Annotated in this window: 10 protein-coding genes and 3 pseudogenes; 5 read left to right on the top strand and 8 right to left on the bottom strand. The window is 48.0% G+C overall.

All coding sequences use genetic code 11. The features are described 5' to 3' along the window. Nucleotides 1-10 precede the first annotated feature (10 nt). The 3 genes and pseudogenes from ahcY to metK all read right to left on the bottom strand — a co-directional run bounded on the left by ahcY (nucleotide 11) and on the right by metK (nucleotide 3,277). Nucleotides 11-1,428 (bottom strand): annotated as a pseudogene (gene ahcY / locus GKO28_RS10210) (adenosylhomocysteinase). A 194-nt stretch (nucleotides 1,429-1,622) separates the two neighbouring features. After that, nucleotides 1,623-2,030 (bottom strand): hypothetical protein, encoded by a 408-nt coding sequence (locus tag GKO28_RS10205; RefSeq protein WP_182076189.1) that lies wholly within the window; start codon nucleotides 2,028-2,030, stop codon nucleotides 1,623-1,625. Nucleotides 2,031-2,102: 72 nt separating this feature from the next. Then, nucleotides 2,103-3,277: pseudogene (metK, locus tag GKO28_RS10200) on the bottom strand (methionine adenosyltransferase). A gap of 83 nt (nucleotides 3,278-3,360) precedes the next feature. On the opposite strand from metK, the gene GKO28_RS10195 reads away from it, so the two are divergent. Continuing rightward, on the top strand, nucleotides 3,361-4,236 hold the full coding sequence (locus GKO28_RS10195) for a lysophospholipid acyltransferase family protein (protein WP_182076188.1): 876 nt from the start codon (nucleotides 3,361-3,363) through the stop codon (nucleotides 4,234-4,236). Nucleotides 4,237-4,314: 78 nt separating this feature from the next. Further along, nucleotides 4,315-5,226 carry a lipid A biosynthesis acyltransferase gene (locus GKO28_RS10190; protein WP_182076187.1) on the top strand — a complete coding sequence of 304 codons (912 nt, stop codon included), beginning with the start codon at nucleotides 4,315-4,317 and terminating at the stop codon, nucleotides 5,224-5,226. Between the two features lie 23 nt (nucleotides 5,227-5,249). Here the strand turns inward: GKO28_RS10190 and GKO28_RS10185 are convergent, their stop codons facing one another. The 4 genes and pseudogenes from GKO28_RS10185 to GKO28_RS10170 form a co-directional block, all read right to left on the bottom strand. Beyond that, nucleotides 5,250-5,885 carry a LysE family translocator gene (locus GKO28_RS10185; RefSeq protein WP_182076186.1) on the bottom strand — a complete coding sequence of 212 codons (636 nt, stop codon included), beginning with the start codon at nucleotides 5,883-5,885 and terminating at the stop codon, nucleotides 5,250-5,252. 145 nt (nucleotides 5,886-6,030) lie between these two features. Next, nucleotides 6,031-6,291 carry a hypothetical protein gene (locus GKO28_RS10180; protein WP_203564091.1) on the bottom strand — a complete coding sequence of 87 codons (261 nt, stop codon included), beginning with the start codon at nucleotides 6,289-6,291 and terminating at the stop codon, nucleotides 6,031-6,033. A 651-nt stretch (nucleotides 6,292-6,942) separates the two neighbouring features. Beyond that, nucleotides 6,943-9,685, bottom strand: a pseudogene (secA, locus tag GKO28_RS10175) (preprotein translocase subunit SecA). Between the two features lie 220 nt (nucleotides 9,686-9,905). Next, entirely contained in the window at nucleotides 9,906-10,784 is an 879-nt protein-coding gene (locus GKO28_RS10170) for a M23 family metallopeptidase (RefSeq protein WP_173532972.1), read from the bottom strand. 14 nt (nucleotides 10,785-10,798) lie between these two features. Between GKO28_RS10170 and GKO28_RS10165 the strand changes: the two genes are divergently transcribed. From GKO28_RS10165 to GKO28_RS10155, 3 genes are all read left to right on the top strand, one after another. Then, on the top strand, nucleotides 10,799-11,236 hold the full coding sequence (locus GKO28_RS10165) for a DciA family protein (protein ID WP_203564090.1): 438 nt from the start codon (nucleotides 10,799-10,801) through the stop codon (nucleotides 11,234-11,236). Between the two features lie 397 nt (nucleotides 11,237-11,633). Continuing rightward, nucleotides 11,634-12,458, top strand: a complete 825-nt coding sequence (locus tag GKO28_RS10160; protein WP_182076183.1) for an undecaprenyl-diphosphate phosphatase — start codon at nucleotides 11,634-11,636, stop codon at nucleotides 12,456-12,458. A gap of 283 nt (nucleotides 12,459-12,741) precedes the next feature. Then, nucleotides 12,742-13,614, top strand: coding sequence for a DMT family transporter (locus GKO28_RS10155; RefSeq protein ID WP_182076182.1), 873 nt, complete (start codon nucleotides 12,742-12,744; stop codon nucleotides 13,612-13,614). A gap of 7 nt (nucleotides 13,615-13,621) precedes the next feature. Here the strand turns inward: GKO28_RS10155 and GKO28_RS10150 are convergent, their stop codons facing one another. Beyond that, nucleotides 13,622-14,353, bottom strand: a complete 732-nt coding sequence (locus tag GKO28_RS10150) for a GNAT family N-acetyltransferase (RefSeq protein ID WP_182076181.1) — start codon at nucleotides 14,351-14,353, stop codon at nucleotides 13,622-13,624. Between the last annotated feature and the right edge of the window lie 63 nt (nucleotides 14,354-14,416).

Below are 14,416 nucleotides of genomic sequence, written 5' to 3'. Positions count from 1 at the left end.
TAAGCACGCTTTAATAGCGATAATGCGCGGATTTATATGGCCCTTCTTTCGGCACATTGATATATGCCGCCTGCTCATCGGTTAAAACAGTCAGTTTCGCACCAATTTTCTTCAGGTGTAAACGCGCGACCATTTCATCCAAATGCTTGGGCAATACGTACACCCCAACTGGATATTGCGCCAATTTGGTGAACAATTCGATTTGCGCCAAGACTTGATTGGCAAAAGAATTACTCATCACACAAACGAAGGATGGCCAGTGCCACAGCCCAAATTCACCAAGCGCCCTTCGGCCAATAAGATGATGCGTTTGCCATCCGGAAACACCACATGATCCACTTGTGGCTTGATATTGTCCCATTCGTATTGCCGCAAACTCGCCACTTGAATTTCAGAATCAAAGTGGCCGATATTGCAAACAATGGCGTTATGCCGCATGCGAACTAGATGTTCGTGAGCAATCACGCTGACGTTACCAGTAGTCGTAACGAAAATGTCGGCTTGATCCGCTACGTCATCCAAAGTCACCACGCGATAGCCTTCCATCGCGGCTTGTAGTGCACAAATGGGGTCAATCTCGGTAATCATCACCGTTGCCCCAAGGCCGCGCAGCGACTGCGCGCAACCTTTGCCGACATCGCCATAACCCAGCACCAAGGCCACTTTACCGGCCACCATCACATCCGTCGCGCGCTTGATTGAATCGACCAAGGACTCTCGGCAGCCATACAGATTATCAAATTTGGATTTGGTCACTGAGTCGTTGACATTGATCGCAGGAAAAGCCAACTTCCCTTGTTCATGCATCTGATACAAGCGATGCACGCCGGTGGTGGTTTCTTCAGTAACGCCGCGAATCGCCGCCAAACGCGTTGAATACCATTTGGGGTCTCGCTTAATTTTTTCTTTAATTGCGGTGTAGAGAACAGTTTCTTCAGCATTACTCGGCTGGCTGACAACACTCAGATCACTTTCGGCACGCGCCCCCAAATGCAATAACAAAGTGGCGTCGCCACCATCATCCAAAATCATATTGGCGTATTGGGGCTGGCCATTAGCGTCGTTAGGCCAATTAAAAATTTCATGGGTAAATTGCCAATACTCACTCAGCGATTCACCTTTAAAAGCAAATACCGGCGTATCGGTCGCCGCAATAGCGGCTGCAGCATGGTCTTGGGTGGAAAAAATATTACAAGAGGCCCAGCGTACCTTGGCCCCCAATGCTTGCAAGGCTTCAATCAGTACGCCAGTTTGGATTGTCATATGCAAAGAGCCCGCAATTCGCGCCCCTTTGAGCGGTTGCTGAGCCCGATATTCATCTCGCACCGCCATTAAACCCGGCATTTCGGTTTCAGCAATGGTGAGCTCTTTACGCCCCCATGCTGCTAACGATAAATCGGCCACTTTAAAATCGGTAAACTGAGTCATTGGTTTTCCTTTTAAAAATAAAAGCAAATCCAAGGTATAGCTACGCAGCCTTTATGAATAAAGGTCTACATTGCTATACCATTACAGTATGTAAAGCTGCAGTAGCCGAAAAACCGACGACCGACCTGCTTAGGCGAATAAGTACACCTCAATGACAGCAGGTATGAAGGCGAGATGGCAATAGAAATACCAGACTATTTTGCAGCTCTATGTAAGATTTGCAATGCACAATCGCCAGTTTCGCGACTTGCTTTTAGTTCTAGCAGAAATTCAGGGCAGGTGATGCTGGGCTCGATAAAACCATGCTCAGCCAAGAGGGCGGTATCCACCGCTTGCGCCAGTGCCCAGCAAGCTTGATGGGCAATCCAGCGAGATGCATCTTGCATTAACAATGCGGGTGCTTCGGGATGATCGGCTTGTAAGCCATGTAATATTAACTCGCCACGCTCGTGGCTTAAGCGAACTAATCCGACAAAACGAGCATCATTTTCAGCCACCACCAATAAATCAGCCAAACTAGGCTCACCCAGTCGGGCGGTATCGGCATACGCTTTAACAGCAGCTAACTCAGCAGGACGAACTAAACGCGCAATAACGGTCATCGCTAAACTCCAAGCAAAAAAAAGAGGAAGCCGCACTCGCCCCAATGGGTAGAGTGCGAATTCCTCTTTGTATCACTTTAAGCCAGCTGCCGCTTTGAGCTGTTCGACCTTATCAGTACGTTCCCAAGAAAAATCAGGTTCGTCACGGCCAAAATGGCCATACGCCGCAGTGCGGCTATAGATTGGGCGCAGCAAATCGAGCATTTTGATAATGCCTTTTGGACGCAAATCAAAGTTTTCTTTGATAATGTCGACGATTTTATCGTTTGGAATCACACCGGTATCCCAAGTATCAACCATGATCGACACCGGTTGCGCCACACCAATGGCGTATGACACTTGCACCAAGCATTGCTTCGCAATACCAGCAGCGACGATATTTTTTTGCCACATAGCGCATCGCATAAGCGGCCGAGCGATCCACTTTACTTGGATCTTTACCCGAGAAAGCACCACCACCGTGCGGCGCAGCGCCACCGTAGGTGTCGACAATAATCTTACGACCGGTCAAACCACAATCACCCATTGGGCCGCCAATCACAAAACGCCCAGTTGGGTTGACCAAGAATTTGGTATTGGCCGTCAGCCATTCTTTTGGCATCACTGGCTTGATGATTTCTTCAATCACCGCTTCGGTCAATTGCGCGTGTGATACATCGGGATGGTGTTGCGTCGACAACACGATGGTGTCGATTTCTTTCACTTTGCCGGTTTCGCCATCGTAACGCAGCGTCACTTGCGATTTCGCATCCGGCGCGCAACCACGGCAAACGACCATCTTTACGCAGTTCAGCTTGGCGCTGCATCAAACGATGCGCGTAATAAATTGGCGCTGGCATTAATTGTGCAGTTTCATCGCAGGCATAACCAAACATCAAGCCTTGGTCACCTGCGCCCATGTCCAAATCAATGCCTTCGCCTTCATTCACACCTTGGGCAATGTCCGGAGATTGCTTATCGTAGGCCACCAAAACTGCACATGTTTTGTAGTCAAAACCGATGTCCGAATGATCATAGCCAATACGCTTAATGGTATCGCGCGCAATTTGGATGTAATCGACATTGGCATGCGTGGTGATTTCACCCGCCAAAACCACTAAACCGGTATTGACTAAAGTCTCTGCCGCAACGCGGGCATATTTGTCTTGGGTGAAAATGGCATCCAAGATTGCATCCGAAATTTGATCGGCAACTTTATCAGGATGGCCTTCTGAAACAGATTCAGAAGTAAATAAAAAGTCTTTCATTCGTGTATTACCCTCGGTTACATGACCCCAAATGAGCCAATCGCAGCTACAATCAGGCCTTAAATCACAGTTTTCATCGAATTATGCTGCTTACGTTCTGCAAATTATTGGCTAAATTGCCGCTGCCCTTACTGCAAGCGCTCGGTTGGTTGCTCGGCTGGCTTGTCTGGTGGGGCAGTGCCCACCATCGCAAAGTCCTACGTAGCAACCTCACGCAAAGTGCGATTGCGAAAAATAGTATGGATTATACCCGATTACTTCGCTCAAGTATTCCTGAGCACGGGATCGCGGCCACCGAACTGTTGGCGCATTGGATGCGACCGATTCCTGAGCTGCTCGCACTGGTGCACGAAAAAACCGGCTGGGAACACGTCGAAGCGGCGCTCAAAACCGAGCGACCGATTATTTTTGTTTCACCACATTTAGGCGCCCTAGAAATGGTTGGGGTATGTGTTGCCGGCTTAATTCCTAAAAAGCTTGCACCGTTATACCGCCCACCTAAGCAAGCCTATCTTGAACCATTGATGATTTACTCACGCTCGCGTAGTGGTGCCGAACCTGCGCCGGCCAATGCCTCTGGCGTGCGGGTGTTACTTAAAACCCTTAAGCAAGGGGGTGTGGCGTACTTATTACCCGATCAAGCCCCAGGTGGCGGTGAAGGTGTTTGGGCGCCGTTTTTTGGTCGCCCTGCTTACACCATGACCTTGTTGTCTAAATTAGTAAAATCGAGCAATGCCATTATTTTGCCATGTTATGTCGAGCGCCTTGGCATTGGCAAAGGCTATCGTTTTCATGTGCAACCGTTTGTCGGCGAACTCAATGGTGATAATGAGCACGACGCCACAGTGCTCAACCAAAATCTGGAAGACCTCATTCGCCAAGTGCCAGCGCAATATTTCTGGAGCTACAGTCGTTACAAACACCCTGCGGGCGCCCCCTTGCCGCCGGATGCTGCGTAACTTGCAATTGTCTAAATCCATCCCAAATAACGCATTAGTACCGCCGCGATCGCCGCTCACAGTCAATGACGACTTGAGATGGCGCGTATTTTTCAGCGCGATTTTGTCTACGCGCTGCTCGGAGTCATCATGAAACTTAAACTCACCATCGCCCTACTTTGGTTACTGCATTTATTGCCATTTCGTGTGATGCAATGGATTGCGATTCCATTGGGATCGCTACTCTTTTTCGTCGTCAGTGGTCGCCGCAAAGTCGGGCTCACCAATTTGCGCTTATGCTTTCCAGAATGGACAGAAAACCAGCGCCGTAGCGTGCTGCGCCAGCATTTTATTCAAATGACCAGTACATTGCTGGGCTACAGTATCTTGCTACACGGTAGTAAAAATAGGCTACGCAGACTGATACATATCGAGGGCTTTGAAAACTTCACGGCAGTTCAAGATCGACCGATCATTATGTTAGTCCCACATTTTTTAGGGCTCGATTTTGGCGGCATGGGTTTTATCATGGATCATCAAGGCAGTAGCATGTACGCCGAACAGCGCGGTGTCTTTCATGAAATCAGCCTGAAAATCCGCTCACGCTACAACAATCCACAACTGATTAAACGCAGCGCCGGCATCCGCTCGATTGTTCGCACTTTAAAATCAAAACTGCCATTTTATTATCTGCCCGACCAAGATATGGGGCCGCAGCAATCGATTTTTGCGCCATTCTTTGGCATCCCTACCGCCACCTTGCCGATGCTCGGTAAACTCGCCGAAATGACCGATGCCGCTGTCGTGCCCGTCATTACCACCATCGCCAAAGGCCATGTGGTTTCGCGCTACTACCCAGCTTGGGAGAACTTCCCGAGCGGCGATATGCTCGCCGACACCACGCGCATGAATCAATTTATCGAAGACATCGCCCGCGAACACCCTAGCCAATATTATTGGCTACACCGGCGCTTTAAAACGCGGCCTGAAGGCGAGGCGAGTTTTTATTAAGTGATGCCGCCAACAAAAACCCTTCAACGGTCAACCAAGGCCAATTTAATCCCAAATGAAATAAATAGCGCACCGATGAGTCGATTTAACCATTGACTCACTGCGCGACTCGCTTGCAAACGCTGGCTAGCCATGGCGGAAGTCACTGCAAGTAAATGGCACCACAGCATGCCATTTAAATTAAAAATACAACCCAAAAGAATAAAGGCGAGGGCTTTATTTTCCGCTTGCGGGCTAATAAATTGTGGCACAAAAGCCAAAAAGAAAATCGCTACTTTAGGGTTAAATAAATTAGTCAAAAATCCCTGCACATAAATACGCCGTAATGATAACGGCGCTAAATTTTCATCAGCAACCGGTGTAACCGCCGCAGTTTTACTCAGTAATAAACCAACGCCGATATACAATAAATAAATCGCGCCGATATATTTCACAACTGAAAATGCAGTGGCCGAAGTCGCTAAAATCGCGGATAAACCTAAAGCCGCCGCAATAATATGAATCAATGTACCGCTACCGATTCCCAATGCGGCAGCCGATCCCGCGCGCCAGCCTTGCGCCGCACTACGCGTGACGATTAATAATGAATCCGGGCCCGGTGCCATATTGAGCAATAAACCCGAAATCATAAATAAGCCTAAATCATGAATCCCAAACATTCACTTACCTTTGTCAATTTCTAAATGCAGATTCTTATCAATTTGTCCACCCATTCTTATTGGATTTCGCCACCCACGCTCACGAATTTATCCAGTGAGTTGAGCGGCAGCACCCGACCCAGAGCGGACTGTAATTTGATTGAAATTAAAACCAGCCAAATTTATTAAGTACAAAATGGTCAAAAAAAAGCATGGCAAAAACTAAAATCATTATCCGCTGAGTCAAATTTTTACTATTAATCCGTCCAAATTTTTTTTCTAATACTCGGTCTGTCACTTCTTTTGCACTTAAAGAATGATTCTGGCCATCTGTTTTGTATGTAATAATTGAATACAACACTAGCATCAAATACATATCAACCAAGACAATCAACAAAAATAGAAAAATAATGTTGCTTAACTTCAAATAAATTGAGGCTTCATTGTACGTTGCTGCATAAGCAATAAACGCAAAGATGAACAAAAAAACGGAACACAAAAAAATAAATATAGATGTGGGATTAAAACCAAACAACCGGTTACACACAAGGCTCTTCCTTTTTTGCGTTGTTATTGTAGTTAAGCAATAATGCTGACGATAATATCCATATTGGCAAATGAAAAACACTAGCCAATAGAATAAATTTTGAAAATGAACGGTATATTTCTAAATGCATACTCAAATTCTACTTGTATGTTTATTGCTATAAGCACATGGAACGTGCGAGGTTTTAGTTACTCTCACCCGACGTTTGAGTTTCCGCTCTTGGCCGACTGCGGCCTGTCGCATAGTTTAAACCCGTCAATCAAAGTGGGCTGCAATCCAAGTTTGGCTGTGGCTAAATTGGTAAGCTCGGTGGCGACGTTCGATGAGTTTGGGTGGATAAATTGAACAAGATTCCGCACTAAACCCAGACCCATACTAAAACATGCAATATAAATACCACTGCTATTAAAAACGACCACTTTAGCAAGGTCAATTTTTATTTTTAATCACGAATATTTAATCCAATTTAAATACAGATTTTTAGCGCAAAAAAAATCCCGCGATAAACGCGGGATTTTTTAAATCGATGGCTTAAGCTAATTGGCCATGACAATGTTTGTATTTCTTACCAGATCCACATGGGCAAGGATCATTACGGCCAACGCCTGAGAATTGGATTTTTACCCCCGCTATCTTCTTGCATCGCCGCCATCAAAGCTTGACGAATTTGTTCTTCGTCGCCGCTGGCTAGAATTTCTTCTAATGCTTCGTGCGAAAACTGCATCGCTGATTCTGGCACTTCATGCTGTTGCACTTCTGGCACATCTTCTGGGCCACGAATTTGCACCGTCATAATCACTTTCAACACATTGCGCTTAATTGAATCGAGCAAGCTAGAGAACAATTCAAACGCTTCACGTTTGTATTCTTGCTTCGGATTTTTTTGTGCATAACCGCGCAAATGAATCCCTTGACGCAAATGATCCAGCGCTGACAAATGATCACGCCATTGCTGATCAACGTGCTGCAACAACACTGAGCGTTCAAAGTGACGGAAGTTGGTTTCGCCCGCTTGTTCAACTTTGCCGTCATAAGCGGCTTTGGCTGCGGCCAAAACACGCGCTTTCATGTCATCAATGGTCAGAGTAGTTTCATTGACAACCCAGCCAGTGATATCCACTTCAATTTGCATTTCAGCCAAGGCCGCTTGCAAACCAGCAGCATCCCACAACTCATCCATCGAATTAGGTGGAATATATTGATCAAACATATCGGCAATCGCGCTATCACGCATCGCGTTAATCGTTGCTGAGACTTCTTCGCTTTCTAGAATTTCATTCCGTTGGCCATAAATGGCTTTACGCTGTTCATTAGATACATCATCGTATTCCAGCAATTGTTTACGCATATCGAAGTTACGGCCTTCGACTTTACGTTGCGCGGATTCAATGGCGCGTGACACCATGCCCGCTTCAATCGGCTCGCCTTCTGGCATTTTGAGCTTATCCATCACGTAGGCAACGCGATCACCGGCAAAAATACGCAATAGCGTGTCTTCCAGCGACAAGTAGAAACGGCTTGAGCCAGGATCACCTTGACGACCTGAACGACCGCGCAATTGATTATCGATACGACGTGAATCATGGCGTTCAGTACCAATGATGTGCAAACCACCTGCGGCCAGTACTGCGTCGTGTTTAATTTGCCATTCAGCTTTCAAAGCAGCAATTTGCGCGGCTTTGGCTGCGGCATCGAGTGACTCATCGTGCTCGATTTCTTTAATTTCACGCTCAATACTACCGCCGAGCACAATATCGGTACCACGACCGGCCATATTAGTGGCAATCGTGACTTGGCCTGCGCTACCGGCTTGCGCCACAATTTGCGCTTCTTTGGCATGGTGTTTGGCATTCAACACATTATGAGCAATGCCATCGGCCGTCAAAATACCCGAGAGTAATTCCGATTGCTCAATCGATGTGGTCCCCACCAATGTCGGCTGACCGCGCTCTACGCAACCTTTGATATCGGCGATAATGGCTTTGTATTTTTCATTGGCGGTTTTAAACACTTGATCTTGTCGATCATCGCGCAGCATGGGTTTATTGGTTGGAATAATGACAGTTTCCAAACCATAAATTTGCTGGAATTCATACGCTTCAGTATCGGCGGTACCAGTCATACCCGATAATTTAGCGTACATACGGAAGTAATTTTGTAAGGTAATGGTGGCCAGCGTTTGGTTTTCTTGCTGGATTTCCACGCCTTCTTTGGCTTCAACTGCTTGATGCAAGCCTTCTGACCAACGACGACCAGACATCAAACGGCCAGTATGTTCGTCAACGATAATCACATCGCCATCCATCACTACATAGTGCTGGTCTTTGACAAACAAGGTGTGAGCGCGCAATGCGGCATTCAAATGATGGATTAAATTGATATTGGCAGCGCCATACAAGCTTTCGCCAACGGGCAACAAGCCCATTTCACCCAAGATGGCTTCGACTTTTTCATGGCCATCCTCAGACAACATCACTGAATGGGCTTTTTCATCAACCCAATAATCGCCTTCGCCGTCTTCAACGGTTTGCGCGACCAATTGGGCTGGAATGCCATTCATTGCCAAATACAACTCGGTATTGTCGTCCGCTGGGCCAGAGATAATCAACGGCGTACGTGCTTCGTCGATCAAAATCGAATCCACTTCATCGACAATGGCAAAGTTCAAGCCGCGCTGTACGCGCTCAGCCGGAGTAAACACCATATTGTCGCGTAGATAATCAAAGCCAAATTCGTTATTGGTGCCGTAAGTGATGTCGGATTCGTAAGCGGCTTTTTTGTCTTCATGCGCCATTTGGCCCAAGTTAACGCCACACGTCATACCCAAAAATTCGAACAATGTCGCCATTGTGTCGCGGTCACGCTTGGCCAAGTAATCATTCACGGTAATCACGTGAACGCCTTTGCCAGACAAAGCATTTAAATACGCCGCCAAAGTGGCGACCAGCGTTTTACCTTCACCGGTACGCATTTCGGAAATCTTGCCTTGATGCTGAACCAGGCCACCAATCAGCTGAACATCAAAATGACGTAAACCTAAACTGCGTTTTGCACCTTCTCGGCACACCGCAAAAGCTTCGGGCAAAATTTGATCTAAGGTTTCGCCTTTCGCCAGACGTGCCTTAAATTCATCGGTTTTTGCGCGCAGCGCCTCATCCGACAAAGCCACCATCTGCGGCTCAAGCGCATTAATCTGCTTTACGATGACACCGTATTGTTTGAGCAAACGGTCGTTACGGCTTCCGAAAACTTTTTTAAGCAGAGTTGAGATCATCTTGTGCTACCAGCGTTTGGTCTTTTGCAGACTTTAGTTATAAATAAATACATCGGCGTTTTATCAAGCTATTAAAGCTATATGGTTACATGCTTACAAAATTTCAAGCCACAATCAATTTCTTAAATACACGGGCAAAAAATCAGCCCCGCAAAGCCACCATCAGCATGATGACGATCGGTTAGACCATTAAGTAGACCAGCACCTGCTCGACTTCGCTTTATTTTTGCGCCAATGCTGACGAATTAGAATCGATAAAACGCAGCGGATTTTGTGCAACGCCACGATAGCGAATTTCAAAATGCAAATGGGGCCCGGTTGATCGACCTGTACTACCCAATAAAATCACGGGGTCTCCGGCCTTTACCGCATCCCCTACTTTCACCATCAAGCGGCTACCATGAGCATAACGACTGGTTAAGTCATTGCCATGATCGAGCTCGACCATATTACCATACTGGGGATGGTAAGCCGCATACACCACCTTGCCTGTCGCGGCGGCACTCACAGGCGTTCCGGTACTGCCCTGAAAATCCACCCCTTCGTGAAATACTTGCGAGCCATTAAATGGGTCAACTCGCCAGCCAAAACTCGATGATTGCGGTGGCGCTAGCATTGGAGAATGCCGTGGTAAATGCTCAGAATTTGGTGTTAATAACACCGCCTCAGCCAATGTCAGCTGATCAATCAGCGCCGACATTTTGCCCGAAGTTTGCTCTAATATTTGCGCTAAGCTCGGCACAGTAAACGACGAGCCTGGCGCAGCCAAACCGCCTTGCGGCACGGCATTGCGGCTTAAAAACGGTTGTACATCAATACCAGTTTTGTCCCCTACTCGCGCCGCCAAACCATCCAAACGCGTTAACTTGGCCTGTAATTCACCGACTTGTACCGCCAAAGCGTCGATTTCACCCTGCCGCGCATGTTGGCCCGGCATTAAACGCAATAAAGGTTCCACGCGATTGGGCGCAAACAGCATGCCTAAACCAAATGCCGCAGCACCGACTAATAGCGTTAAAATTAAACCTAGAGCCAAGAGTTCTCGCTGCCCCAGTGAAATCGCTTTATCAAGACGACTGGAAACCACAATGATATTCATACGATGCGCTGCTTATGTATCATAAAAACCCCTCATTTGACCGCTTGCTCCATCGTGATTTTCAACTCAAACGTTTGGTGCAACAGGTCGACACACTCAATCAAATTTTGGACATTGTTCGCGGCGCGCTGCCGCCCGAAGTGGCCAATGTCTGCCAAGGCGTCGCTTGGGCGGGTACTGAGCTAATGATCGCCGTGCCCTTTAGCGCTGCCGGAACGCGCCTACGACAAGCTGCGCCGGATATTTTGCGCGCATTGGACGCGGCCGGTTGGCACGCTACCGCAATTAAGCCCAAGGTGCAAGTTGCATTACAACATGGAAACCCGATTCAAACCAAGAACTTACAAATCCCTGAGGCAGCGCAAACAGCGATTGATGAGCTAAGTCAAAAAGTCGATGATTCCGCACTCAAAGCCGCGCTAGCGAGCCTGCTCAAACATCATCGTCGCTAAAATCTGCTGGGCTCATTGTTAAGTGTCTGTAGCCCTGTACGGCCATGTCGGATGATTGGCCGATGCTATAGATAACAGGCAAAAAAAACGGGCACCCAAGGTGCCCGGTCAAATCAGGGAGGAGATGAACAAAATGCATTTACGCCTTGCACACTCCCTATCAAAACTGGGGACAGGGATAGACTTTAACAAGCCTGGTGTAAATATTCACAAAGGATAATGAAACCTTCAGGCCTTGACCCCCATCCCGTCGAGCTAAACCAGCTCCGCATTCACGCCAGATGGCAAGCCATCACAACAGAAAATCGATGCTGCGATATTTTTACCGACAAATTACAATATCACCCCCGCAGCCGCTTATAATCCCACCCCATCTATCAACCCACTGAGCACCAGCATGGATCCGATTTTATTATTTCATTCCCTCATCATGGGTTTGGTTGAAGGGATTACTGAATTCCTGCCCATTTCATCGACCGGTCATTTAATTTTAACTGGCGATATGCTCAATTTTTTGAGCAAAGAGAAACGTGACGTTTATGAAATCTTTATTCAACTTGGCGCGATGATGGCCGTGATGTGGGAATACCGCGCCAAACTCTGCACCACGCTATCGGGCATTCAGCGCCCGGGCAATGAGCGCAATTTATTTTTAGGCATCGTCATTGCCTTTATTCCTGCCGCCATTATGGGTTTGTTATTTAGCAAAACGATTAAAGCGCATTTATTTCAACCGATTCCCGTTGCCAGCATGTTTATCATTGGCGGTTTGATTATTTTATGGGCCGAAAAGCGCCAGCATAAAATCAGCGTTGCCACGGTGGACGACATCAGCCTGAAAGACGCCATCAAAGTCGGTCTGTGCCAATGCTTGGCCTTGATTCCCGGCACCAGCCGTTCGGGCGCCACCATTATTGGCGGCATGTTTTTAGGCCTATCGCGCAAAGCGGCGACCGAATTCTCATTCTTTTTGGGAATTCCTACGCTCGGCGCTGCGTCGATTTATAGCCTACTCAAACACCGTAATGAGCTGAGCATGGACGACTTTGGCGTGTTTGCCGTGGGCTTTTTGGCGTCATTTGTTTTCGCCTTTATTGCCATCCGCGCCTTAATCAAATTCATCTCAACACATACCTTTATCGTCTTCGCTTGGTATCGCATCGCCTTTGGCTTAGTGGTATTGGGCACGTGGTATTTTGGTTTGGTGAACTGGACGGCTTAATTGGCCATTATTCAGCTGCCGTGTTGCTGGGTTTAATTACCTGCGGTACGGCAACAACTCAAAGTCAAAACATAGCTATTAATGATAAGTATTGAGATGTAGCTGTTTAATATTTTGGTCTGCATAGTAATACCCTCGGTCTAGTTTCAAACTTATCCCGCCAACTATGGCGGGATTTTTTTTATTACGCCGTACGCCGTTACAACAACTGCCATCGTCAAATTAGTCATTTAGCATGCTTGTTTGACATACTCGTTGATTGTTCACTTTTGCTGCACATTCAATGACTATTGAGCGCCGTAACGGTATTTTCTTGATTGTTTTATCCGCCGTGGCTTTTGGCTGGATGCCGATTTTTGGTCGTTGGGCCTTCGATAGCGGCATCAATACCCAAGGCTTACTGCTGATTCGCTTTACGCTCGCCGGTTTAGTCATGCTGATGATTATGCTGATACGCCGAGCGCCATGGCCACGTGGGCGCACTTTGCTCGGCCTGATAGGCATGGGTGGGGTTGCTTATGTCGGGCAAGCTTTTTGTTATTTTTCCGCGCTCCGTCACGGCTCGGCCGCTTTAGCGGCTTTGCTACTCTATGTGTATCCCGTATTGGTCACACTGGCCTGCGCATGGTGGTGGAAAGAAAAACTATCCATATATACGATGATCGCCTTAGGTTTAGCTTGCTTTAGCCTGATGCTCACCATTGGCCCTGCCAATGGACAATGGCTAGGCATCGTCTTTGGTCTGTCTGCCGCCGTGGTGTATTCCGCCTATATCATTGCTGGTAGCCGATTAAGTCGCAGTGTCGGAGCTTTACCGGCAGCCACTGTGGTGATGCTATCAGCAGCGGGCAGCTTATGGCTCAGCACACTTTGGAGCGAGCCCACTTGGCCAACCACGACGGCGAGCTGGTCGGCGACGGTGGCGATTGCGCTAATTTCAACGGTGGTGGCGATTTTTGCCTTTTTGGCTGGTTTAGATTATTTATCCGCCAGCGAAGCGGCAACGCTGTCTACCTTAGAGCCCGTCGTGAGCGTGTTACTCGCCGCATTGATACTGGGCGAACATTTATCCATAGTGCAGTGGCTAGGTGGCGTGGGTATCTTGCTGGCTGCATTGCTGATTGCGCTAGTGCCAGCAATACCCATCACCGAATAACTTGATATTACGCAGCGCTGCTTGGATCGCGCTGAGCCACTAAGGGCAAAGTTAACGTGGATAAGGACTGTTTTTGCTGGCCATTGGCGGCAAAATTGTCGTCATTTAACCAAGCCGTTAACACCGCCGATAAAGCCGGCCATTCGACGTCAATCACCGAAAACCATGCGGTGTCTCGATTGCGGCCTTTATTCACGGCGGCTTGCCGAAAAATCCCTTCAAAACTAAAGCCTAAACGCTGCGCGGCCCGCCTTGATGGCGCATTGAGCGCATTGCACTTCCATTCATAGCGCCGATAGCCCAGTGCAAAAGCGTTTTGCATCAGCAATACCATCGCCGCAGTGGCCAAGCGCGTGCCTTGTAGCGCTGGCGAAAAATGCAGCCAGCCGACTTCAATCGAGCCCGCCGCTGGCGCAATGCGTAAATACGCCGCCAAGCCCAACGCCGCACCCGATTGCGCGTCGACAATCGCATAATACTGCGGGTCTTGTAGCTGTTCGCGCTGGCTTAATTCATGCTCAAACGCCGCCAAATCAACATACGGGCCGGCACTAAAATACGTCCATAAGGCGCCACTATCGGCACTAAATGCCTGCCATAAACTGGCGGCATGTTGCACCGCATTCAGTGGCTCGACGCGGCAACCCCAACCTTGCAACACCCGCCACGGCGGAAAAGGCGCTCCCTGCCAATTGGCAACGATGTCACCCACCGGCTGGTTAAATTCATTGATTGGCATCGATGATTCCTAGGATCTATTGATGTTAGTTTTGCCGCCACGTTGACGCGGCGACTGTGCGTT

Origin of the sequence: Deefgea sp. CFH1-16 (genome assembly GCF_016881365.1) — a bacterium.
Classification (GTDB): Bacteria; Pseudomonadota; Gammaproteobacteria; order Burkholderiales; family Chitinibacteraceae; genus Deefgea.
This window is presented reverse-complemented; position numbering and strand designations above follow the sequence as displayed.

Excerpts from the sequence above, each read along its gene's own strand:
- GKO28_RS10155 (WP_182076182.1), top strand. The coding sequence starts at position 12,742 with ATGACTATTGAGCGCCGTAACGGTATTTTCTTGATTGTTTTATCCGCC.
- GKO28_RS10205 (WP_182076189.1), bottom strand. The coding sequence starts at position 2,030 with ATGACCGTTATTGCGCGTTTAGTTCGTCCTGCTGAGTTAGCTGCTGTT.
- GKO28_RS10160 (WP_182076183.1), top strand. The coding sequence starts at position 11,634 with ATGGATCCGATTTTATTATTTCATTCCCTCATCATGGGTTTGGTTGAA.
- GKO28_RS10165 (WP_203564090.1), top strand. The coding sequence starts at position 10,799 with ATGTATCATAAAAACCCCTCATTTGACCGCTTGCTCCATCGTGATTTT.
- GKO28_RS10150 (WP_182076181.1), bottom strand. The coding sequence starts at position 14,353 with ATGCCAATCAATGAATTTAACCAGCCGGTGGGTGACATCGTTGCCAAT.
- GKO28_RS10190 (WP_182076187.1), top strand. The coding sequence starts at position 4,315 with ATGGCGCGTATTTTTCAGCGCGATTTTGTCTACGCGCTGCTCGGAGTC.
- GKO28_RS10170 (WP_173532972.1), bottom strand. The coding sequence starts at position 10,784 with ATGAATATCATTGTGGTTTCCAGTCGTCTTGATAAAGCGATTTCACTG.
- GKO28_RS10195 (WP_182076188.1), top strand. The coding sequence starts at position 3,361 with ATGCTGCTTACGTTCTGCAAATTATTGGCTAAATTGCCGCTGCCCTTA.
- GKO28_RS10185 (WP_182076186.1), bottom strand. The coding sequence starts at position 5,885 with ATGTTTGGGATTCATGATTTAGGCTTATTTATGATTTCGGGTTTATTG.